General features: G+C 64.1%; 21 protein-coding genes. 15 read left to right on the forward strand and 6 right to left on the reverse strand.

Annotated elements, in window-relative coordinates; translation table 11 throughout:
• Nucleotides 1–76: 76 nt before the first annotated feature.
• Nucleotides 77–1,417 carry an MFS transporter gene (locus OGL93_RS13555; protein ID WP_263263209.1) on the reverse strand — a complete coding sequence of 447 codons (1,341 nt, stop codon included), beginning with the start codon at nt 1,415–1,417 and terminating at the stop codon, nt 77–79.
• A 360-nt stretch (nt 1,418–1,777) separates the two neighbouring features.
• Between OGL93_RS13555 and OGL93_RS13560 the strand changes: the two genes are divergently transcribed.
• Entirely contained in the window at nt 1,778–2,299 is a 522-nt protein-coding gene (locus OGL93_RS13560) for a CinA family protein (RefSeq protein ID WP_263263210.1), read from the forward strand.
• Between the two features lie 64 nt (nt 2,300–2,363).
• Here OGL93_RS13560 and OGL93_RS13565 read toward each other — a convergent pair whose 3' ends face one another.
• Nucleotides 2,364–3,251, reverse strand: coding sequence for a manganese catalase family protein (locus OGL93_RS13565; RefSeq protein WP_263263211.1), 888 nt, complete (start codon nt 3,249–3,251; stop codon nt 2,364–2,366).
• Nucleotides 3,252–3,621: 370 nt separating this feature from the next.
• A complete protein-coding gene (locus OGL93_RS13570; protein WP_263263213.1) occupies nt 3,622–4,290 on the reverse strand; it encodes a polysaccharide lyase family 7 protein in 669 nt (222 codons plus the stop codon).
• Nucleotides 4,291–4,935: 645 nt separating this feature from the next.
• On the opposite strand from OGL93_RS13570, the gene OGL93_RS13575 reads away from it, so the two are divergent.
• The 4 genes from OGL93_RS13575 to OGL93_RS13590 all read left to right on the forward strand — a co-directional run bounded on the left by OGL93_RS13575 (nt 4,936) and on the right by OGL93_RS13590 (nt 8,527).
• Nucleotides 4,936–5,610 (forward strand): polysaccharide lyase family 7 protein, encoded by a 675-nt coding sequence (locus tag OGL93_RS13575; protein ID WP_263263215.1) that lies wholly within the window; start codon nt 4,936–4,938, stop codon nt 5,608–5,610.
• A gap of 177 nt (nt 5,611–5,787) precedes the next feature.
• Nucleotides 5,788–7,425, forward strand: coding sequence for a malate dehydrogenase (quinone) (gene mqo, locus OGL93_RS13580; RefSeq protein WP_263263217.1), 1,638 nt, complete (start codon nt 5,788–5,790; stop codon nt 7,423–7,425).
• A 148-nt stretch (nt 7,426–7,573) separates the two neighbouring features.
• Nucleotides 7,574–7,798 carry a DUF2188 domain-containing protein gene (locus tag OGL93_RS13585; RefSeq protein ID WP_263263219.1) on the forward strand — a complete coding sequence of 75 codons (225 nt, stop codon included), beginning with the start codon at nt 7,574–7,576 and terminating at the stop codon, nt 7,796–7,798.
• A 219-nt stretch (nt 7,799–8,017) separates the two neighbouring features.
• Nucleotides 8,018–8,527, forward strand: a complete 510-nt coding sequence (locus tag OGL93_RS13590; RefSeq protein WP_263263221.1) for a DUF892 family protein — start codon at nt 8,018–8,020, stop codon at nt 8,525–8,527.
• 14 nt (nt 8,528–8,541) lie between these two features.
• Here OGL93_RS13590 and OGL93_RS13595 read toward each other — a convergent pair whose 3' ends face one another.
• Nucleotides 8,542–8,784 (reverse strand): hypothetical protein, encoded by a 243-nt coding sequence (locus OGL93_RS13595; RefSeq protein ID WP_263263223.1) that lies wholly within the window; start codon nt 8,782–8,784, stop codon nt 8,542–8,544.
• 189 nt (nt 8,785–8,973) lie between these two features.
• On the opposite strand from OGL93_RS13595, the gene OGL93_RS13600 reads away from it, so the two are divergent.
• Nucleotides 8,974–9,903 (forward strand): 5'-nucleotidase, encoded by a 930-nt coding sequence (locus tag OGL93_RS13600; RefSeq protein WP_263263225.1) that lies wholly within the window; start codon nt 8,974–8,976, stop codon nt 9,901–9,903.
• Between the two features lie 32 nt (nt 9,904–9,935).
• On the opposite strand, the gene OGL93_RS13605 is transcribed toward OGL93_RS13600, so the two are convergent.
• Entirely contained in the window at nt 9,936–10,388 is a 453-nt protein-coding gene (locus OGL93_RS13605) for a hypothetical protein (protein WP_263263227.1), read from the reverse strand.
• Between the two features lie 294 nt (nt 10,389–10,682).
• On the opposite strand from OGL93_RS13605, the gene OGL93_RS13610 reads away from it, so the two are divergent.
• The 5 genes from OGL93_RS13610 (at nt 10,683) to OGL93_RS13630 (ending at nt 17,656) form a co-directional block, all read left to right on the forward strand.
• The gene (locus OGL93_RS13610; protein ID WP_263263229.1) at nt 10,683–12,086 is read left to right on the forward strand and encodes an alginate export family protein; all 1,404 of its coding nucleotides are present in this window, start codon (nt 10,683–10,685) and stop codon (nt 12,084–12,086) included.
• Nucleotides 12,087–12,107: 21 nt separating this feature from the next.
• The gene (gene mhpT, locus OGL93_RS13615; protein ID WP_263263230.1) at nt 12,108–13,322 is read left to right on the forward strand and encodes a 3-(3-hydroxy-phenyl)propionate transporter MhpT; all 1,215 of its coding nucleotides are present in this window, start codon (nt 12,108–12,110) and stop codon (nt 13,320–13,322) included.
• An 86-nt stretch (nt 13,323–13,408) separates the two neighbouring features.
• A complete protein-coding gene (locus OGL93_RS13620) occupies nt 13,409–14,239 on the forward strand; it encodes a p-hydroxycinnamoyl CoA hydratase/lyase (RefSeq protein WP_263263232.1) in 831 nt (276 codons plus the stop codon).
• A gap of 38 nt (nt 14,240–14,277) precedes the next feature.
• The gene (locus OGL93_RS13625) at nt 14,278–15,726 is read left to right on the forward strand and encodes an aldehyde dehydrogenase (RefSeq protein ID WP_263263234.1); all 1,449 of its coding nucleotides are present in this window, start codon (nt 14,278–14,280) and stop codon (nt 15,724–15,726) included.
• 58 nt (nt 15,727–15,784) lie between these two features.
• Nucleotides 15,785–17,656 (forward strand): feruloyl-CoA synthase, encoded by a 1,872-nt coding sequence (locus OGL93_RS13630; RefSeq protein ID WP_263263235.1) that lies wholly within the window; start codon nt 15,785–15,787, stop codon nt 17,654–17,656.
• Between the two features lie 21 nt (nt 17,657–17,677).
• Here the strand turns inward: OGL93_RS13630 and OGL93_RS13635 are convergent, their stop codons facing one another.
• Nucleotides 17,678–18,136, reverse strand: coding sequence for a MarR family transcriptional regulator (locus OGL93_RS13635; RefSeq protein WP_263263236.1), 459 nt, complete (start codon nt 18,134–18,136; stop codon nt 17,678–17,680).
• A gap of 139 nt (nt 18,137–18,275) precedes the next feature.
• On the opposite strand from OGL93_RS13635, the gene OGL93_RS13640 reads away from it, so the two are divergent.
• The 4 genes from OGL93_RS13640 (at nt 18,276) to yfcF (ending at nt 22,588) form a co-directional block, all read left to right on the forward strand.
• Nucleotides 18,276–19,325, forward strand: a complete 1,050-nt coding sequence (locus OGL93_RS13640; protein WP_263263237.1) for a nitronate monooxygenase — start codon at nt 18,276–18,278, stop codon at nt 19,323–19,325.
• Nucleotides 19,326–19,606: 281 nt separating this feature from the next.
• Complete coding sequence (locus OGL93_RS13645) at nt 19,607–20,815, forward strand: sugar transporter (protein WP_263263238.1); 1,209 nt, start codon at nt 19,607–19,609, stop codon at nt 20,813–20,815.
• 267 nt (nt 20,816–21,082) lie between these two features.
• Complete coding sequence (locus tag OGL93_RS13650; protein ID WP_263263239.1) at nt 21,083–21,853, forward strand: 3-hydroxybutyrate dehydrogenase; 771 nt, start codon at nt 21,083–21,085, stop codon at nt 21,851–21,853.
• A 111-nt stretch (nt 21,854–21,964) separates the two neighbouring features.
• The gene (gene yfcF / locus OGL93_RS13655; protein ID WP_263263240.1) at nt 21,965–22,588 is read left to right on the forward strand and encodes a glutathione transferase; all 624 of its coding nucleotides are present in this window, start codon (nt 21,965–21,967) and stop codon (nt 22,586–22,588) included.
• Nucleotides 22,589–22,621 lie beyond the last annotated feature (33 nt).

Genomic DNA, 22,621 nt, shown 5'->3' on the forward strand with positions numbered 1-22,621 from the left:
GGTTAAGGGGGAAATAAAAAAGCTGCGTCGACGGGCGACGCAGCCAAGGGTGGTTCGTGGAACAGGGCGCGGCGGTTTAGCCGGCCGAGATGCGATCCAGGGTCACCGGCTTGAGCCGTGGCGTGAGGATATGGATCACTACGATCGCGACCAGGTAAGCGCTGCCGGCCACGATAAAGATCGGCTGATAGGACTTGAACACTTCAAGGATGTAGCCGTTGTAGGTGGTCATCAGCATGCCGCCGATCGCACCTGCCATGCCGCCGATACCGATCACCGAAGCCACCGCCTCCTTGGGGAACATGTCCGAAGGCAGGGTCATCAGGTTGGCCGACCAGGCCTGATGCGCCGCGGCCGCCAGGCCGATGATGCCCACTACCAGCCACAAGTTGGACACGAACTGCGCGCTGACGATGGGGATCACCGCCAGGGCGCAGACCAGCATGGTCGTTTTGCGCGAGGCGTTGGCGCTGCGGCCGCCTTTCATTTGCTTGGACGAGCCCCACCCACCCAGCACCGAACCCAGGTCTGCCAGCAGGTACACGGCAATCAACGGCGGGCCGAAGGTTTTCAGGTTCAAGCCATAGGTCTTGCCGAGGAAATCCGGCAGCCAGAACAGGTACAGCCACCAGATCGGGTCAGTGAGGAATTTGCCGCCGGCATAGGCCCAGGTTTCGCGAAAGCCCAGCAACTTGAACCAAGAGATTTTCACCGGCGCGGCGGGCTTGGCTGAAACCGGCGTGTTATCGGCCTGGATATACGCCAACTCGTCGCTGCTCACCTTGGGGTGCTCATGCGGGCGGCGGTACACCAGCAACCAAACCACCAGCCACAGGCAGCTGACGATGCCGATCGAGATAAACGCTGTACGCCAGCCCCAGGCGAGGGTGATCGCCGGCACCAGCAATGGGGTGATGATCGGGCCCATGGCGGTGCCGGCGTTGAAGATCCCGGTGGCCTGGGCACGCTCTTTCTGCGGGAACCATTCCGATACCGCCTTGAGGCTAGCGGGGAAGCTTCCGGATTCGCCAAAGCCCAAGGTGAAGCGAGCCAGCGCGAACTGGGTGACGCTGCTGATCAGGCCGTGGCCGATGCTGGCGATCGTCCAGACAGTGAACGCCAGTGCATACCCGACGCGCACGCCGACCTTGTCGATCAGCCGGCCGAAGGTGATGAAACCGATGGCATAGGCGCACTGGAACCAGAACACGATGTTGGCGTAGTCCGTCTCTGACCACTGCAACTCACCGGCCAGGGTTGGCTTGAGGATGCCGATCATTTGCCGGTCGATATAGTTGATGCCGATGGCGATGAACAACAGCGCGCAGATGACCCATCGGTACTTACCGATGCGCGACTGCTCTTGGGCCAGCGGGCGGGCGTGAGGCTGGACTTGCGGAGGGACCTGTATCGTCATAGTAGGGGCTTCCTTTGTTCTTGTTATTTACCGAAACGACCGGCATCCATTTCGACGGCAGGCACGAATGGATTTGTACGACATCCTATGACGACGTCTGGGGGCTGTCAATCCACCGCCTTTGACTGCCCAGGGGTGTGCCCGAACCGGGGCAGGGCGCCTTTGGCAAGCCGGCAAGGTGTGCAACGGGCCCGGGACTCCATACCCAAAATGATCGAGAACAGGGGTGAACTGTTAACGGCCAGCGCGTTGGGAATGTGCTTGCGGTGAAACGTCCCGCACGGATCAGGTTCTAAAGAAAGAATAATGACGGCGCCTGCCGCCGAGTGTTCTATTCGCCCGCCCATTAGAGCCATGCCCATGATCATTCCTGATACGGCCGTCGAAGCGCTGCAAGCCACGGTGAACTACTTGTCCGAGCACTCGCTGTATTTGGCCACCGCTGAATCCTGTACGGCGGGGTTGATCGCCGCGGCGTTGGGCTCTGTTCCCGGTGGCGGCAAGATCATGGAGAGCGGCTATGTGGTGTATTCGCCCGAGGCCAAGCACCGTTTGCTCGGAGTAGGGGAAAAGACCATCGACCTGTTCGGCCTCACCAGCGAGGAGGTGGCACGGGAAATGGCCGCCGGCGCCCTGCACGACAGCGAAGCCAACATGGCGGTGGCGACGACCGGCGTCGCGGGGCCAGAGCCTATGGACGGCATCACCCCCGGCACCGTCTGTTTCGCCTGGGCCTTCAGCACCGGCGGCGCGACGGCGCTGTTCTCGCGAACCGAGCGGTTTTTCGGCGATCGCCAGGAGGTGATGCGCCAGGCCACTTGTTTCGCCCTGCGAGGTATCGCTGCGTTCCACCGGCGCGCCTTGAATGGCGAAACGGTCTAGCCGCCTAATGAAACAAGGCCGCAAAAGCGGCCTCGGTTTTTCGTGCGGCGTTCGGTAGCCGAGGTCACTTGACCTTCGGTGCACCGAGCTTACCCAGGTCCGCCCCAGTCATCGGGTCAGCTTCAGGGTTGGACATGGTGCGCAACTTCATGGCTTCGACCACTTCCAGGTCTTCGCCAGGCAAGGTCACGCTCGCGGTGCCGTCGCCGCCATCCACGGCTGGGGTCGCCTCGCGGATCTCCCAGGTGCCCATCGCGTTCTCGCCAGTGTTCCACGGCCCGACCATGTCGTCGGAGGGCGACATGTTGTAGTACACAGAGGTGAACTCCGGTACCGGTGGAAGTTTGCCTTGCGGGAAGTTTGGCTGAATGGAGTGCAGCGCCTTCTCGAACGACATCTGGTGAGCGATTTCCCGGGTCATCAAAAAGCCAAGGGCATCCTTGATACCTGGGTCGTCGGTGACGTTGATCAGCCGCTCATACACGATCTTGGCGCGTGCTTCGGCGGCGATGTTGGACCGCAGATCAGCCGTGGGTTCGCCGATGCTATCCACATAGGCGGCATTCCATGGCACGCCGGCGGAGTTGATCAATGCCGCGCCGCCGCCATACAACAGGCTGGTGATGTGCGAATCATTGCCAGCGCCATTCAAGGCGCGATAGAGCTCGCCTTCTTGTTCAACAGCTTCGGCAAGTTGACCGCGGGCGCCCTTATTGAGCATTACAATGATCGAGCCGATGATTTCCAGGTGGCTTAGTTCTTCGGTGGCGATATCGAAGAGCAAGTCTTTACGGCCGGAATCTTCTTCGGTAACGGCCTGGGTGAAGTAACGCATCGCTGCCGCTAGTTCGCCCTGAGCACCACCAAACTGCTCTAGCATAAGGTTTGCCAAACCAGGGTTGGGGGCTGCGACGCGTACGGTATACTGTAGACGCTTGTTATGTGTAAACATACTTTCGTCCTCGGTTATCACGGAGTTCAGGGTCGATTGCAAATTAATGCCTGATTGCCCTGTAGTTATTGGCTTAAACTTTGAGATCCAAATTCGGGAACCCGCGCTTGACGCAAGCGCTGGCAGGCGACCTACCAATCGTTTGCGCGCCAATGTTTATAAAAATTCAGGCTAATAACCAAATGGCGAATTGCTCGGTTACGTAGATATAGGGAGGGTAAGCGCGCATTCGTTCATTAAATAAACCTATCAGCGCCATTGCGGGGCTCAATGGAGTTAGAGGTAGGGGGCGCAAGGCAAAAACGCTAGGCAAAAAAAAGCCTGTCCGAAGACAGGCCAAAGTAGTGTTTCCGTGACGCGAGGCCAGATATCAGCCCTTAGGGGTGTGCTCGATCGCGAGCTTGTAGAACGTGGCCGCGCCGCCTTCGGTGGCATAGCCGGTGTTGTCCTGGGTGTAGACCCCAGCCTTGAAGTACAGCGCCTCGGAGGCCCAGGTGGTGGACACCTTGGTGCCCCATTGGAAGCCTGCGGCATTCACAGTCAGGCTGCCGCTGGGCGACAGGTGGATGGTGTAGGTAAAGCGCTGGTTCATCGGCACTTTTTCCGCAACGGTGATAACCGCTGGTTCGGAGTCCGGCGTGGCGCGGAACTTGGCCACGATGTTGCCGAGCTTGGTGGAGTCTTTGTATTGGTACTCAAGCTTGAGCATCGGCTCGGTGCTGTTGTAGCAGTGGATCTGGCCGATCACGATCTTGCCGGTCGACGGCACTTGGTTCACGGCGACCGCGGCGCGCAGCATGTTGTCGGCGGCGCTGTATTTCCAGTTGTTCAGGCTGCCGTCCGGCTTGGTTTCACGCAGTTCGGTACGCGGGTATTTGGCGCTCTTGGTGGTGGTGCCGGTTACCGGGGCCCAGAAGAACAGGGTGTCACCGGATTTGAAGTAGCCATCTTTGTAGCCGCTTGCCAGCTTAGGGGTATCGATAGTGATGGCCGGGCTGCCAACGGGGATGCTCAGGTTCCAGGTATCGAGGGCGATCATGTGTGAACTCCAGGGACTTTAACGTAGGGGCCGGCAAGCTGCTGCTCACCATCTGGTTACTCTGGTTTTCGGCACCTGTCGCAAAGGCTGAAGGCCCCGGATTTACGGGGGCTCGCCAGAAATCCGACAACACGAGCGGCTTTATGGCCTTATGACATCACAGCGGTAAGGAGTGGCGGAATAGTGGCAGTGAGGATTTGCAAGGGTTTGCGCTGGTTTACCGGCGTCGTTTAATTGACTGTTACTGATCAATACCCCGACCAATAGGGAAACGGCTTTAATGATTGCCCGACGAACGGTCCCGATTATTTCCATTGGCAGCCATTTTTCGCCGCTCAAGGGCCTCGCTCACGGAGGCACTTCCGAGAAGGCTAACGGCAAGCGCTCAATACTGGCCATTTAATATAGTTCACTCGAATGTAAATTTTCCGACTAACGGTCGAATCATGTAACTCCGCATATACAAAGGGCTACAGGCCAGTGGCAGGAAACAGGCGTCAAACGCAAGGCGTGCCACCATTAACAAGCGTCGTTCATGCCTATATAAAACCCGCCGCCCCGCTTAGCCCCAGGAAGGCGCTAGGTTTTATCCGCACTCGGCAAGCGCGTTGATTGCATTTGCCGAACCACAGGTAAACACCTGACATGATCGATCTTTCCACTTGGAACCTGAGTATTCCCGTTGGCTCGCCGGCCAAGACCATCGAAACGCCGGTATTGATGAAAGGCTACAAGGACAAGTACTTCCGCAAGGATGGCAGCAAGCTGTACTTCTGGGCGCCGGTCACCGGCTCCACTACCGAGAGCGCCAAATATCCACGCAGTGAGTTGCGTGAAACCTATGCCGACGGCTCACTACGTAACTGGAAGTACCCGGAGGCAGACAATTACCTGCGTGCCAAACTGACCGTTACCGAAGTGCCTTCCAGCGGCAAGGTGGTGATCGGGCAGATCCACCAATATGGCACCAACGACCCCTTGCTCAAGGTCGAGTACCAGTACATGGATAGCCACCGCCTGGGCAATATCGTCGCCAAGCTGCGCAAAACCCCAAGCCAGGACGACCCCACGGTCATTACCATTGCCGAGCAGGTGCCGCTCAACCAGCCGTTTTCCTACATCATTACGCTGACCAAGGGCGGCAAGCTTTCGGTGCTGGCAGCTAATTACGGTTGGAACACCGAGCTGAGCTCCAAGTGGAAAGAAAAGCCGCTGTACTTCAAAGCCGGTGTTTATACCCAGGACCACACCGGCTACAGCAGCGAAGGCGGGCGAGTGGTCTTTGAAAACCTGTCGATTTCCCATAAACACAAGAGTTGAGCCGCCGCAAAGGTTCGTTCAGCGCGTTCGGCAGATCGGATGAAAGGTTGGTGAAAGGCTCTGCCATTACGCTTCCCGCCCTTTTTCGCCGGTGCACATCGCCCGCCAAGCAGGACTGCTCGTGGTTCAAAACGGGCATACGCGCGGGGGCGCTGGGCTCACTATCTGGAAGTGACTATGTTGAATAAAGCAAGCGGGCCGCTGCTCGGCCTGGCCTTGTCGATCGCCTGCGGCCCCGCCGTGGCCGAGGCCAAGCGGGTGGATGTGCTGTTGATCGGCGGTGGCATCATGAGTTCGACCCTGGGCATCTGGCTCAATGAGCTGGAGCCGGGCTGGTCCATGGAAATGGTCGAGCGGCTCGACGGCGTTGCCGAAGAAAGCTCCAACGGCTGGAATAACGCCGGCACCGGTCACTCCGCCTTGGCCGAGCTCAACTACACGCCCCAGGACAGCAGCGGCAAGGTCGACATATCCAAGGCCATCGAGATCAACGAATCGTTCCAGGTCTCCCGGCAGTTCTGGTCGTGGCAAGTCAACCACAACGTGCTGAAGAACCCGCGCTCGTTCATCAATTCCACGCCACACATGAGTTTCGTCTGGGGCGAGGACAATATCGCGTTCCTTAAAAAGCGCTACGAAGCCTTGAAGGCGAGCCCGCTGTTCGCCGGTATGCAGTACTCCGAGGACGCGGCGCAGATCAAGCAGTGGGTGCCGCTGATGATGGAAGGGCGGGACCCGGCGCAAAAAATCGCCGCCACCTGGACGCCTATCGGCACCGACGTGAATTTCGGCGAGATCACTCGTCAGTTTGTGGGCCACCTCCAGGCGCAGCCGGGCTTTTCGTTGAAGCTCTCCAGCGAAGTCGAGGAGATCACTCGCAACGACGACGGCACCTGGCACGTCGAGTACAAGAACCTCAAGGACGGCAGCGTCAGCCAGACCGATGCCCGCTTCGTGTTCATTGGCGCCGGCGGCGGGGCACTGCACCTGCTGCAAAAATCCGGTATCCCGGAGGCCAAGGAATACGCCGGCTTCCCGGTGGGTGGTTCGTTCCTCGTCACCGACAACCCGAGCGTGGCCGAGCAGCACCTGGCCAAGGCCTACGGCAAGGCGTCGGTCGGGGCGCCGCCGATGTCGGTTCCGCACCTGGACACCCGCGTGCTGGATGGCAAGCGGGTGATCCTCTTCGGGCCGTTCGCGACCTTCTCGACCAAGTTCCTGAAGAACGGCTCGTACTTGGACCTGTTCACCAGTACGACCACGCATAACGTCTGGCCGATGACCAAGGTGGGCGTGGCGGAGTACCCGCTGGTGGAATACCTCGCCGGGCAACTGATGCTCTCCGACGACGACCGCTTCAATGCGCTGCGTGAGTATTTCCCCAACGCCAAGAAAGAAGACTGGCGCCTGTGGCAGGCCGGTCAGCGTGTGCAGATCATCAAGCGCGACGAACAGAAGGGCGGCGTGCTCAAGCTCGGCACCGAAGTGGTCAGCGCCGCTGACGGTAGCATCGCCGGCCTGCTTGGGGCATCGCCGGGTGCCTCGACCGCCGCGCCTATCATGCTCAATGTGCTGGAAAAGATGTTCAAGGAAAAACTGGGTACACCCGCCTGGCAGGCGAAAATCCGCGAGATCGTGCCCAGCTACGGTACCCGCCTCAATGACAGCCCCGTGCGCGTTGCCGAGGAGTGGGCCTACACCGCCAAGGTGCTAGAGCTTACCCCGCCACCGCCTATCGGCGACCTGGCCCCCGCGCCTGCCACACCGGCCGCTACACCCCCCGCGGCTTCCTCCAAGGGCGACCTGGCCCTGTAAGCCCCGTGTGCGGGCGGGCCCTGCGCCTGCCCGCGCCTGGCCGCCGCGCCCAAGCGAAGCGACATACGGCCAGAACCGTCAAGCCATTGAGAGGCTCTACCTCTGTGTCGCCGGGCTCTACAGGCCCGGCTCCACGAGGAGAAGACCTATGGACACTTATCAGGTAACCCACAAAGACGACCACTGGGAGCTGAAAAAGCAAGGTGCCAGCCGCGCTTCACACACAGCGCCCACCAAAGAAGAGCTGCTGAAGAAAACCGCGGACTATATGCAGGGCAAGCAAGGCTCCGTGAAAATCCACAAGCTCGATGGCACCTTCGAGGAAGAGCGCACCTACCCCCGCAGTGCCGACCCCCGCAGCACCAAGGGCTGACTCACGGCGCCAGGCGTCGCGGGTGCTCGAACGATATAGGCGCGGGCGAAGCCCGCGAACCTGCAACGCGGGAGGTTCGCAGGCTGTCGCCCGCTTCAGGGCCTTTCCCGCCGCCGGTCCGAGAACCAGCATTTACCCGCAGCCGTGGCACCGCGCTCCGAGTCAGAATCAGTGCCCCTTGTGGGCACCGTGATTCAACGCACCCTCGGAGGATTCAACATGGCATCGGTACAAGACAACTTGCTCGATTGGTTGAAAGACGCGCACGCCATGGAGCGGCAGGCAGAAGACATGCTCACCGCGCAGGCCAAACGCCTCGAGCATTACCCAGACCTCAAGCAACGGATCGAGCAGCATATCGAGGAAACCCGGTGGCAGCAGGGCCAGGTGGACGCCGCGATCAAGCGCCTGGGCGGCAGCCCTTCGGTGCTCAAGGACATCGGCGGCAAGGCGATGGCGTTCGGGCAGGCGATGGCCGGAATGACCATGCCCGATGAAGTGATCAAAGGCTCGATGAGCGGGTATGTGTTCGAAAATCTTGAAATCGCGACTTACACCGTGCTGATCACCGCGGCCAGGGCGGCCGGCGACGAGGAAACCGCCATGGCCTGCGAGGCGATTCTCAAGCAGGAAGAGGCCATGGCCCAGTGGATTCTCGAACACCTGGGGCCAACGACCCAGCAGTTCCTGGGTCGTTCGCAGAATCCGGACCTCGAAGCCAAGCGTTGATCAAGGCCGGCACGTTACATCGCCTTGCGCACGGCCCGGCATTGGTCGCAGCCACAGCGTTTGCCTGGGTTGCGGAAGTAGAAGGAGCTGGGCACCGGCGTTTCGACGGGTTTTGCCACGACGGCGGTCGCTTCGGGCTCAGCAGGCGCGGCGGGCGCTTCGGGGCGCGAGAGTTTAGCCATGACGCTGTCGGTCAGAAGGGCCATCAGGCTCTTGTGGGCAGAGGTGTACGAACCGACTTGATTGCTGTGTTCCATTGCGCGCCCTCCGGCGAAATCTGCGGTACCTACCCAGGCCGCAGCCTGAACAGGCCGCCACTACGCTGGGCTTGTAAGGGCTATCGGCGCCACCCTGGCCAAGCTTGAGGGCTTGACTGTGCAGCTTGTCGCCTGAGTGGGCGCGGTCGCGTATGCTGGCGCTGCCTTCCACGCCACGCCCAGGGGCCTATGTCCTATCCCATCGAGAAAAAACTGGTGATCGGCGTTGCCTCCAGCGCGCTGTTCGACCTGTCCGAATCCCATCAGGTGTACCTCAACGAAGGGGTGGAGCAATACCGCCTGCATCAGGAACAGAACCTGGACGTGCCCCTGGCCAAGGGCGTGGCCTTTCCGTTCATTCGCAGGTTCCTGAGCATCAACCGGTCGTTCCCCGCGCAGCTGCCGGTGGAGGTGGTGTTGCTGTCGCGCAACTCGCCGGAAACCGGCATGCGGGTGTTTCGCTCCATCGGCCACTACGGGCTGGACATCAGCCGCGCCGCCTTCATGACCGGCCGCTCACCCCATGAATACCTGCCGGCGTTCAACGCCTCGCTGTTTCTCAGCGCCAACGAAGGTGACGTGCAGCTGGCCATCGATGCCGATTACCCGGCTGGGGTGGTGCTGCCTTCACAGGTGTACGACGACGATATCGACACCGAGCTGCGTGTAGCCTTCGACTTCGACGGCGTGATCGCCGATGACGAAGCCGAGACGGTGTTCAAGCGCAACCTGGACGTGGCGGAGTTCCAGACCTACGAAAGCGAAAAGCGCGCCGTGGCTCATCAGCCGGGGCCCCTGGCCGACCTGTTCCGCAAGCTTGCGTTTCTCCAGCAACTGGAAGAGCAGCGCCTTGACCAGGACCCGGCCTACCGGAAGATCCTGCGCATCGCCATCGTGACGGCGCGCAATGCGCCTGCGCATGAGCGGGTGGTCACGACCTTGAAGGCCTGGGGCGTGTCCCCGGATGAATCCTTCTTCCTAGGCGGCATGGAGAAGGCCCGGGTGCTGTCCGTGCTCAAGCCACACATGTTCTTCGACGACCAACGCAGCCATCTGGCTTCGGCCGCGGGCAACATCCCGATGGTGCATATCCCATTCGGTATCGCTAACAAACGCTGAGTGGGCGTTGCGCTCACCTAGCGCAAAGCAACTCAGCTGGCGGCGCGGCGGCACACGGCTGGTTCGTCCGCCGGCGTATAGAGCAGCTCGCGCAACCAGTCCCGCACCTGCCCGATGGAGGCCGGCGACTGCTCCGAGCCGAACAGGCAGCGAGCGGTAGGTTCATCCAGGCCGAAATAAGCGCACACCGCGTCCCAGCCGCGAGCGAGGCGGGCGTGGGCACGGGCGGTGGCGGGCAGCCGCGTGCAGGGCTCCAGGCCGTCGAGATACAGCCCCTCGAAGCGCGCGTCCAGGCAGGCAAAGCCAATGGCGCAGGCGGCATGGCCGAGCGGGTCGTCCATGGCCGTGACCCACACGTCGGGCAAAAAACTCGGCCGCCGGTGGCCGGAGCCTGCATAGCCCTTGCGCGTGACCTGCCAGCGCCCGGAGGCAAGCTCATCGAGCATTTCCAGCAACTTCCCCAAGCGTTCCTCTTGCACGTTCATCCCCCTTCAACGCCATGGCGTCGAGACATCATCGACAGGGCTTGCGACCGGACATGCCTAGCCCGGTTCCCGTAGCGCCGAGCTGGGACCCGCTTTCCAGACGAGTTGACCTGATCAAGGGCCAATTCTGTGACGCCCGTCACAGCGAAGCGGCAAGTACTGTAGGGCGGTAATCGCCCGGATATTGGCTCGTCAGCGGCAAGGTCGACCGCCGCCTGTTGACGGTTATAAAGTTAATAAATATAACCATTAACTGTGTTATCAAAATCCATAAAAACAACAAAAGGATTCGTCATGGCGCCTTCACCTGTCGCGCGTGCGCTGGCCGCTGCGTTGTGCCTGTTCGGGAGCGCGCAACCGCTGCTCGCTGCGGGCAGCAGCCTGGAACAATCCCGCCCCTCCCGGCCCGGAGCGCCTCGCTGGAACGAGGACTACCGCTTTCTCGATGACCCGGCCAAACGCACCGATCCTTTCGACAACTACCGCTACCTGCGCTTGAGCGACAGTGCCTGGGTGCAGTTCGGCGGTGAGCTGCGTTACCGCGCCGACGCCCTGGACAGGCCGTTCTTCGGGCTTCGGGGCATCAAGGACGACAGCTACCTGATGCAGCGGCTGCAAGCCCATGCGGACCTGCACCTGCTCGACGACGCCGTCCGCGCATTCGTTCAGGTGCAGAACACCCGGGTGTTCGGCAAGGACCTGTACTCCCCCTCCGATGCTGGGCGCACCGAGCTGAGCCAGGCGTTCATCGACTTCAACGGCGCGCTGGGCAGCCACCGGCTGACCACCCGGGTTGGACGGCAGGAGATGGGCTACGGCAACCAAGTGCTGATCACCTACCGGGACACCCCCAACGTGCGGCAAAGCTTCGACGGGCTGCGCGCCACCCTGGCGCTGGGGCCGGGCAGCCAGGTCGACGCCTTCGCGGTGCACCCGGTGGCCGTGGATGCCACTGACAGCTTCGATGACGGCAGCGATAACGCGGTCAAGTTCTATGGCCTGTATGCCACCTTGCCGGTTGCCGGGCCGTTGAATGCCGACCTCTACGGCCTGGGCCTGGAAACCCGCGAACGGACCCTCGATGGCATCACGGGCGCCGAGAAGCGCTATAGCGTCGGCACCCGGCTGTTCGGCCAAGCCGCCGGGTTCGACTGGAGTACTGACCTGGTGGGCCAGTTCGGCCAGTTGCACGGCGCCGACATCCGCGCCTGGGCGCTGTCATCCGACACCGGCTACACCTTCGCCGGCGCCCTGCGCCCGCGCCTGGGCCTGCGGATAGACGTCGCCAGCGGCGACGGCCAGGCCGGCGACGGCCGCGTTGGCACCTTCGACCCGCTGTACCCGCGCAACGGCGTATACGGCGAAGCCAGCCTGACCACCTTGGCCAACATCATCGTGGTCGGCCCCACGCTGGGGTTTTCCCCGCACCCGCGCTTGCGCCTGGAGCCTGGGGTGTTCGCGGTGTGGAAGCAGAACCCTGACGACGGCGTGTATATGCCCGGCATGAGCATGCTCCCCGGTACCCGCGACAGCGGCCGCCACCTGGGAACGATCTACCGGGCCAACCTGCGCTGGCTGGCGAGCGCCAACACCACCGTCGACCTGGACTGCAAGTACTACGCCGTCGGCTCGGCGATCACCGAGGCCGGCGGCGACGACGCCTCCTTCGTCGCCCTGCGCGGCACCTTTCGCTTCTAGGCCACCTTTGGAGGATTTCTCATGAACCCTGCTGCTCATTCCACCCGCACCATCGTCCTGTGCTTTCTCACTGCGCTGCTCGAGGGTTTCGACCTGCAAGCCACCGGCATCGCCGCGCCTTACCTGAGCAAGGCCTTCGAGCTCAGCCCCGGCATGCTTGGCTGGGTTTTCAGCGCCGGCCTGCTCGGTTTATTGCCCGGCGCCTTCGCCGGTGGCTGGCTCGCCGACCGGGTGGGGCGCAAGCGCGTGCTGGCCGGCGCGGTGCTGCTGTTCGGTGGGTTTTCGCTGGGCACCGCCTGCGCCTGGGACTTCCACAGCCTGTTGCTGGCGCGCTTGCTGACCGGTCTGGGGTTGGGGGCGGCACTGCCGATTCTCATCGCCCTGGCGGCCGAGGCGGTAGAGCCCCGGCTGCGCAGCACCGCGGTCAGCCTCACGTACTGCGGGGTGCCATTGGGTGGCGCGGCCGCCTCGCTGATCGGGCTGAGCGGCCTGGGCGCGGACTGGCACGTGGTGTTTTATGCCGGGGGCGCCGCGCCGCTGCTGGTGGCCGCTGCCCTGGCGCTGTGGCTTGCCGAGTCCTCGGCGTTCAGCCAGCAGGTGGCACCGGGTATCGGCGTGGGCGCGGGGCTGTTCGGGGAGCGGCGGGCCAGCCGCACCTTACTGCTGTGGCTGGCTTGTTTCTTCACCCTCACGGTGCTCTACATGCTGCTGAACTGGTTGCCGTCGCTGCTGATGGGCCAAGGGTTTAGCCGCCCACAGGCCGGGGCGGTGCAGGTGTTGTTCAACCTTGGCGGGGCGGCCGGCTCCTTTGTCACTGGCCGCCTGATGGACAAAGGCCGGGCAAGGGCCGCAGTGGCCATCGCCTACCTCGGCATGCTCGCTGCCCTGGCCGGGCTTGGGCTGCTCAGCCGCTTCGAATGGATGCTCGCGGCCGGGTGCCTCGCCGGTTACTGCGCCATCGGCGGGCAGTTGGTGCTCTATGCGCTGGCGCCCACCCTGTACCCCACGGGCTGTCGCGCCACCGGGGTAGGGGCGGCGGTGGCGGTGGGCCGGCTCGGGTCCATGGCCGGGCCCCTGGCGGCTGGGCAGATCCTTGCCGCCGGGGCGGGCGTGGGTGGCCTGCTGGGCGCCGCTTCGCCGGGCCTGGTGGTGGCCGCCATCGCCGCACTGAGCCTGTTGCGGCAGCGCCCGCGAACAGCCAGCGCCCCGATGGCAGAGCCCGCCAGGCAAATATAGATAAAAATATTAATGATTAATTGACATAACTATATGGGCGGCGTAACGTCGCCTTCATTCGCTAGAACAAGCATAAGAGGTGTGTGATGGGCCGTTATGACAACCGCTGGCAAACCGTGACCGTCGACGTTGCAGACGGCATCGGCTGGGTCACCCTGAACCGGCCTGAAAAGCGCAATGCCATGAGCCCGACACTCAACCGGGAAATGCGCGACGTGCTGGAAACCCTGGAGCAGGACGGCGACGCCAAGGTCGTGGTGCTCACCGGCGCGGGCACCGCCTGGACCGCCGGCATGGACCTTAAGGAGTACTTCCGCGAAGTGGACGCCGCTCCGGAAGTGTTCCAGGAGCGAATTCGCCGTGACGCCTCCGAATGGCAATGGAAACTTCTGCGCATGTACAGCAAGCCGACCATCGCCATGGTCAACGGTTGGTGCTTCGGCGGTGGCTTCAGCCCGCTGGTGGCCTGCGACCTGGCCATCTGCGCCGACGAAGCGACCTTCGGCCTGTCGGAGATCAACTGGGGTATCCCGCCGGGCAACCTGGTGAGCAAGGCCATGGCCGACACCGTGGGCCATCGCCAGTCGCTGTACTACATCATGACCGGCAAGACCTTCGATGGGCAGGAAGCGGCGCGCATGGGCCTAGTGAACAAAAGTGTGCCGTTGGCGCAGCTGCGCGACGAGGTTGTGCTGCTGTGCCAGGACCTGCTCGACAAGAACCCAGTGGTGCTGCGCGCCGCGAAGAATGGCTTCAAGCGCTGCCGCGAATTGACCTGGGAGCAGAACGAGGATTACCTGTACGCCAAGCTGGATCAGGCGCAGCTACGCGACCCGGAAGGCGGTCGCGAGCAGGGGCTTAAACAGTTCCTCGACGAAAAGTCGATCAAGCCGGGCCTGCAAGCGTACAAACGCTGAACGCGATTCCCTCACAACGACAACAAAGAGGAATGCTCATGTTCGAAGTGCCCCTGTTGATTGCCGGGCAGGCCCGCGCGGCCAGTGATGGGCGAACCTTCCAGCGCTGCCACCCGGTCACGGGCGAGGTGGTGTCGCACGTGTGCGCCGCCACGCTCGAGGACGCCGACGCCGCCGTCGCGGCGGCCCAGGCAGCTTTCCCGGCCTGGGCCGCGCTGCCTCCGGGCGAGCGCCGCGCCCGCCTCAACCGCGCCGCCGAGGCCATGCAGGCCGCGCAGCCTAGGTTTATCGAGCTGGCCGCGGAAACGGGCGCCAAGGCGGACTGGTTCGGCTTCAACGTCGCGCTGGCGGCCAACATGCTGCGCGAAGCGGCCGCCATGACCACGCAAATCAACGGCCAAGTGCTGCCGTCGAACGTGCCGGGCAGCTTCGCCATGGCGCTGCGCCAGCCTGTTGGCGTGGTGCTGGGGATCGCCCCATGGAACGCGCCGGTGATTCTCGCCACCCGTGCCATCGCCATGCCGCTGGCCTGCGGCAACACCGTGGTCCTTAAGGCGTCCGAAGTCAGCCCTGCGACTCACCGGCTGATCGGGCAGATCCTCCACGAGGCGGAGCTGGGCGATGGGGTGGTCAATGTGATCAACAACGCGCCCGCCGACGCGCCGGCCATCGTTGAGCGCTTGATCGCCAACCCGGCGGTGCGCCGGGTCAACTTCACCGGCTCCACTCGGGTGGGCCGGGTGGTCGGCGAGCTGGCAGCCCGTCATTTGAAGCCTGCGCTGCTCGAGCTCGGTGGCAAGGCGCCCTTGCTGGTGCTCGATGACGCCGACCTCGACGCGGCCGTGGACGCTGCGGTGTTCGGTGGCTACTTCAACCAAGGGCAGATCTGCATGTCCACGGAGCGCTTGATCGTCGATGAAACGATCGCCGATACCTTCGTGGCCAAGCTCGCCAGCCGGTTGCAGCACTTGCGCGCCGGCGCGCCGGAAGATGCCAGCTGCGCGCTGGCCTCGATGGTGGACGCAGCGGCGGCCGAGCGCGTCGCCGGCCTGGTCGCAGAAGCGGTGGAGCAGGGCGCCAGCGCGGTGCTGCATGGCAGCCGCGAGGGCAGCCTTTTGCAGCCCAGCCTGCTCGACCATGTGCAGCCGCACATGAAGCTTTATGCCGAGGAGTCGTTCGGCCCGGTGACCGTGGTGATCCGCCAGGCCGGCGACGAAGCCCTGCTCGCTGCCGCCAATGATTCACCCTTCGGGCTCAGCGCAGCGATCTTCAGCCGCGACGTGAGCCGCGCGCTGGCGCTGGCGCAACGGCTGGAGTCGGGCATCTGCCATATCAACGGGCCGACCGTGCACGACGAAGCGCACATGCCCTTCGGCGGGGTCAAGGCCAGCGGCTATGGCAGCTTCGGTGGCCAGGCGGCGGTGGAGCAATTCACCCAGTTGCGCTGGGTCACGGTGCAGCACGGCCCGCGCCACTACCCGATCTGAGATCGGCCCTATCATTGCCGCCCGGCCTGGGGCCGCGGCGGCGGCAGAGGTAGCGAAAATGGATAGTCCTGTGCGCGGCGCCCTCCAGGTGTCGCGGGCACCGCTGCGTGCGGTCGCCATCGGCGAACCTGGCGTGCGTGTGCGCCGTGAAGGCGAAACCCTGTACCTGCAATCGACCGAAACCCTCGGCGCCTACCCCCGGCGGTTGATGGAGCGCTTGCAGTACTGGGCGCTGATCTGCCCGGAGCGCACCTTCGTCGCGCGTCGTGGCGTGGACGGCGCCTGGCACCGCATCAGCTATGCGCAGATGCTCGAACGCGCCCGCAGGCTGGGCGCCTGGTTGCTGCAACAGAACCTCAGCGCACAGCGGCCGTTGCTGATCCTCTCGGGTAACGACCTCGAACACGTGCAACTGGCGGCCGCGGCGCTCTATGTGGGCGTACCTTACTGCCCGGCCTCTCCGGCGTATTCGCTGGTGTCCAAGGACTACGGCAAGCTGCGGCATATCGTCGATACCCTGCAGCCGGGGCTGGTGTTCGCCGCCGACGGCAGCTATGGGCCTGCCATCGAGGCGGTGATCGATGCGCGAACGCCCGTGGTGCTCGGCGCAGGCAAGCTCCCCGGCCGCCCCAGCCTCAGCTTCGCCGACCTGGGGCAGGGCAACGACCCGGAACTGGCGGATGCAGCCTTTACGGCGCTCACCCCGGGGCACATCGCCAAATTCCTCTTCACCTCCGGCTCCACCCGCCTGCCCAAGGGGGTGGTGACTACCCAGCGCATGCTCTGCGCCAACCAGCAAATGCTATTGCAGACTTTTCCCACCTTCGCCGAGGAACCCCCGGTGCTGGTGGACTGGTTGCCGTGGAACCACACCTTCGGCGGCAGCCATAACGTGGGCATCGTGCTGTACAACGGCGGCACGCTCTACATCGACGACGGCAAGCCTACACCGCAGGCGTTCGGCCAGACGCTGGCCAACCTGCATGAGATCTCGCCGACGGCCTACCTCACCGTGCCCAAGGGTTGGGAAGAGTTGGTCAAAGTGCTGGAAACCGACGCGGCCCTGCGCCAGCGTTTCTTCGCCCGGATCAAACTGTTTTTCTTCGCCGGCGCCGGGCTGTCCCAAGCGGTGTGGGATCGCCTCGATGCCGTTGCGGTCGCCCATTGCGGCGAGCGCATTCGCATGATGGCCGGCCTGGGTATGACCGAAACCTCGCCCAGCTGCACCTTCACCACTGGGCCCTTGGCCGTGGCTGGATATGTGGGCCTGCCGGCCCCCGGGTGCGAGGTCAAGCTGGCGCCGGTGGACGGCAAATACGAAGCGCGCTTTCGTGGGCCGCACGTGATGCCCGGCTACTGGCGCTCGCCTGAACAAAGCCAGGCAGCGTTCGATGAGGAAGGGTTCTATTGCTCCGGCGATGCGCTGCGCCTGGCCGACCCCCAAGATCCGCAACAGGGCTTGATGTTCGACGGCCGCATCGCCGAGGACTTCAAGCTCAGCTCCGGGGTGTTCGTCAGCGTTGGGCCCTTGCGCACCCGGGTTATCCTTGAGGGCGCGCCCCAGGTGCTGGACGTGGTGATCCTCGCGCCGGACCGTGAGCAGCTGGGGCTGCTGATCTTCCCGCGGATGCCCGAATGCCGCGCACTGGCCGGGCTGGCCGAGGCCTGTAGCGATGAGCAGGTGCTGGCCAGCGGGCCGTTGCGGCAATGGCTGGGCCGCTTGCTCGAGCGGCTCAACCGTAACGCCACCGGCAGTGCCAGCCGCCTGGCCTGGGCAGCCTGGGCCTGTGAAGCGCCTTCGATCGACCGCGGCGAAATCACCGACAAGGGCTCGATCAACCAACGCGCCGTGCAGCAGCATCGGGCGGCGTTGATCGAGGCCTTGTATGCCGGCGCCAGCCCCTTGAAGGTGCTGGCTGCGCACCAATGATTCGCGAGCTGGCGGCCGCGCCTACAGTGCGTGGGTATAGACCTTGCGCAGCAACTGCAGCAACTGGCTGCGCTCGGTCTCGTTGAGGTTGGCGGTAGCGGCGGCGTCGCTGCGAGCGGCGACCTGGCGCAGTTCGGCGAGCAGGGTTTCCCCAGCCTTGCTCAGGTACAGCCCATACGAGCGTTTGTCTGCCTTGCTGCGAATCCGCGCGGCCAGGCCCATGGCTTCGAGCTTGTTGAGCAGAGGAACGGCCTGAGGTGGCTCGATCGCCAAGCCGCGGGCTAGCTCGGCCTGGGTGATGCCGGGGGTGTCGTCGATGATCGCCAGTGCCGAAAACTGCGCCGGGCGCAGGTCGTAGGCGGCCAGTTGCTCGACGAAGTGCTGGAACACCTGGATTTGAGCGCGGCGCAGGGCATAGCCGACCAGGTCATCGAGGCCAGGCAGGCTGGGTGGGGAGAATGCATCGGGGGCAGCGACCATGGGCGAGCGGGCTCGAATCGGTAAATAGTTAAGTAGTGTAATGGATTTTAGGGTGAGAGCTAGGCCTGGGTGCTCTGCCGCTGGCAGTCCCAGTGAAAGCGTTTACCCTTGCAGTACCGTTCTTTTGCCGAGGCCCTTCATGTCGGAACCATTGCTTGCTCGTCTCAACCTTGCGGTGCCAATCATCCAGGCGCCAATGGTCGGGGTTTCCACGCCGGCCCTCGCGGCCGCGGTGTCCAACGCGGGCGGCTTGGGCTCTTTGGGGCTGGGGGCGAGCACCGTGCAGCAGGCCCGGGCATTGATCGAAGAGACGCGGCGCCACACCGCGGGGCCGCTCAACTTCAACCTGTTTTGCCATCGGCCGGCCGTAGCCCAGCCGGTGCTGGAAGCCCAATGGCTGGCGCAGCTGGCGCCCCTGTTCGGCGAATTCGAGGCCAGCCCACCGGCCGAGCTGCGCGAGATCTATCGCAGCTTTATCGGCGACGACGCCATGCTCGCCCTGCTGGTGGAGCAGCGGCCCGCGGTGGTCAGTTTTCACTTTGGCCTGCCGCCCGAGCATGCGGTCACGGCGCTCAAGCAGGCCGGTTGCCTGTTGATCTGCACCGTGACTTCCCTGGAAGAAGCCGAATGGGCCGCCGCCGCTGGCATGGATGCCCTGATTGCCCAAGGTTATGAAGCCGGTGGCCATCGCGGTACCTTCGACCCCGCAACGGAAACGCAACTGGCAACCCTCCCACTGCTGCGGTTGCTCAGCCAGCGGGTGGCACTGCCGTTGATCGCCGCCGGCGGCATCATGGATGGCGCCGGGATCCGCGCCTGCCTCGCCCTTGGAGCGAGCGCGGTGCAGTTGGGTACGGCGTTTATCCGCTGCCCGGAGTCCGCCGCCAGTGCCGCATACCGGCAGGCACTGGTGGGCCCGCGAGGGCACCATACCCAGATCACGGCGGCCATTTCCGGCCGCCCGGCCCGGGGCCTGGCGAACCGCAACTTCAGCAGCCTTGGGCAAGCTGGCATACCGGATTACCCGCGCGCCTACGACGCCCAGAAGGCCCTGGCCGCCGCCGCCGCGGCCAAGGGCAGCGATGCGTTCGCGGTGCAGTGGGCCGGGCAGGGCGCACCCCTGGCGCGGGAGCTGCCCGCCGCGGAGCTGATGCAGGTGCTGGAGCGGGAATGGCGAGGCGAGCCGTAACGGGCAGAGGCTCGGCCTGGGTTCGCAGGCTTGCGCCAGCGCCTGCACCCCCCTGGGGGCCCGGCCGACATCTCGGCGCGGGGAGGCCCCGCCAGGCCAGGGAAATTGCCCCTGGCGGCTGGGCAAGGTAGCATCGCGGCTCGAGCACCCCTCGCAATGCCATCTCAATAATAATCAGACCGCATGCCTGCCTTGGCCCAACCGCCATTGGCGGCATGCGCGCGCCCAGGCGTTGGGGTGGTTTCCGTTCCATGTCTGCACATTGGATTCAAGTGACCCGCATGAGTACACAGGCAACCCCCGCTACCGAGAGCTGGCTAGGCGTGATTGCCCTGGCCCTCGGGGCCTTTATCTTCAATACCACCGAATTCGTTCCCGTCGGGCTGCTCTCGGCCATAGGCGAAAGTTTCGAGATGAGCAGCGCGCAGGTCGGGCTGATGCTGACTGTGTACGCCTGGATCGTGACAGTGATTTCCCTGCCGATCATGCTGCTGACCCGTAACGTCGAGCGCCGTCGCTTGCTGGTGATCATCTTCGTGGTGTTCGTGGCTTGCCATCTGTTGTCGGCGTTCGCCAGCAGCTTTGCCTCGCTGTTGGCCTGCCGCATTGGCATTGCCTTCGCGCACTCGGTGTTCTGGTCGATCACCGCCTCCCTGGCCGTGCGCGTGGCGCCCCCTGGCCGGCAGGTGCAGGCGCTGGGGCTGTTGGCTACCGGCACGTCGCTGGCGATGGTGTTGGGGATTCCGCTGGGCCGCGTCTTGGGCGAGGCCTTCGGCTGGCGGGTGACGTTCGCCGCCATCGGTATCGCCGCCTGCGCCACGCTGGTGGTGCTGGTGCGGGCCCTGCCGGCGCTGCCCAGCCAGAACTCCGGTTCGCTGCGCAGCCTGCCAGTGCTGTTCAAGCGCCCGGCGCTGATGCTGCAATATGTGCTAACCGCCTTGGTGGTGACCGCCCACTTCACCGCCTACACCTACATCGAGCCGTTCGTGGCGCTGGTGGCCAAGCTGCGTGGCGAGACCACCACCGGGCTGCTGCTGGTGTTCGGCGGCGCGGGCATCCTCGGCTCGGTGCTGTTCAGCCGTTACAACAACCGTTTCCCGCGGGCGCTGCTGCTCGCGGTGCTCGCCGGCCTGGCGGCCTGCCTGCTGGCGATGGTCCCTGTGGCCGGGTCGCTGCCGGCGCTGGCGCTGCAAAGTGCGCTCTGGGGCGTGTTCATCATGTGCTTTGGCCTGGTGTTGCAAGCCCGGGTACTCAACCTGGCGCCGGACGCCACCGACGTAGCCATGGCGCTGCACTCGGGCATTTACAACATTGGCATTGGTGGCGGCGCCTTGCTGGGCAGCATCGTCACCAGCGGGCTCGGCGTAGGCTACGTTGGCTGGGTGGGGGGCGGGCTCGCGCTTGCCGGCCTGGCGTTGTGCGGCTGGTCGACCCGGCGCTATGGGGCCCCGATCGCGCAACCGGGCGCGGCGCCGATGGCGCTGCACTAGGCCCTATACGAAAGGGTTTGGAACGAGGTAAAGCGGGCCGCCCAGGCAAGACGAAAATTGGCCGGGCCGCGCAGGCCGGGTTCGTGCAGTGAGCAAGCGGAGTTTACCTGGGTGTAAATGAGCATTCCGAGCCGGTTTTCAACGCAGCCTCACTGAGTGCCAATACATTTCGTACAGAGCCTAGCCGGCAAATCTTTTCCCTGGCTGCTGGCGCATGGGCATGCTCCCGCTAACGTGTAGGCATAGGCAGCCCCAAAGGAGAAAGGCATGCAGCTTCACGGCAAGACCGCGCTGGTCACCGGTTCCACTAGTGGTATTGGCCTGGGCATCGCCCTGGCCTTGGCAGAGGCCGGGGCGAACCTGGTGCTCAACGGCTTCGGCGACCCAACGCCCGCGCTCGACCACGTGCGCGCAACCGGCGTGAAGGCGGTGCACCATGCCGCCGACGTCAGCCAGGTCGAGCAGATCGCCGCCCTCATCGAAGCCGCCGAGGCGGCATTCGGCGGCGTGGATATCCTGGTCAACAACGCCGGCATCCAACACGTTGCGCCAGTCGAAGACTTCCCCGCCGAGCGCTGGGACGCGATCCTGGCCATCAACCTGTCTTCGGTGTTCCATACCACCCGCCTGTGCCTGCCCGGCATGAAGCAACGCGGCTGGGGCCGTATCGTGAACATCGCCTCCGCTCACGGTTTGGTGGGCTCCGCGGGCAAGGCTGCCTATGTGGCGGCCAAGCATGGCGTGGTGGGCCTGACCAAGGTGGTCGCGCTGGAAACCGCGACGCTGGATGTCACTTGCAACGCGGTGTGCCCTGGGTTCGTGCTCACCCCGCTGGTGCAGCGGCAGATCGACGCCAAGGCCGCTGGGGGGCTGAGCCCGGAGCAGGCCAAGCACGCACTGTTGGCCGAAAAGCAACCTTCGCTGGAATTCGTGACGCCTGAGCAGTTGGGGGAACTGGTGCGCTTCCTCTGCAGCGACGCCGCCCGCCAGGTGCGCGGTGCGGCCTGGAGCATGGACGGCGGCTGGACGGCGGTGTAGGCCGCTGCGATGCATTCCTGGCGGGCATGGCAGCGATGAACTCTTTGCATTTTATTTCTCCGTGCCCCGCTCCTATGCTCAGCTTCCGGCCCACCCAACGGAGCAAATGGCATGGTCGCCACCCCCTTTACCTTGTACGTAGATGCCCGCTTCACCAGCCCTTATGCGATGTCCGTGTATGTGGCACTGCATGAGAAGGGCCTGGCCTTCGATGTTGTGCGGGTCGACTTGGACGCCGCCGAGCAGCGCACAGGGCGGCTCGCCCAGGCGCTGCCTACGCAGCGGGTGCCAACGCTTGTTCACGACGGCTTCACCCTGGCGGAATCTTCGGCGATCACCGAATACCTGGATGAACTCTATCCCGCGGCACCACTGTATCCCGCCGATATTCAATCGCGCGCCCGGGCCCGCCAGGTGCAGGCTTGGCTGCGCAGCGACCTCGCCGCGCTGCGCCAGGAACGCTCCACCGAAGTGGTGTTCTATGGGGCCCGCGGCGAAGCCCTGTCCGAGCCCGCGCAAGCCGCCGCGGCCAAGTTGCTCGCTTGCGCCGAGGCGCTAGTGCCGGAAGGGCAGGGCAACGTGTTCGGCCAGTGGAGCCTGGCGGACCTCGACCTGGCGCTGATGCTCAATCGCCTGGTCAGCCACGGCGACCCGGTGCCCGAGCGGTTGGTGGCCTATGTGCGCGAGCAGTGGCAGCGGCCGTCGGTGCAGGCTTGGGTCGCGCTGCGCACATGAGTGACGCCGATAGGGCCTGGTCATATGGATATG

The sequence above is a fragment of the Pseudomonas sp. RIT-PI-S genome (genome assembly GCF_025642975.1).
Lineage (GTDB): Bacteria > Pseudomonadota > Gammaproteobacteria > Pseudomonadales > Pseudomonadaceae > Aquipseudomonas.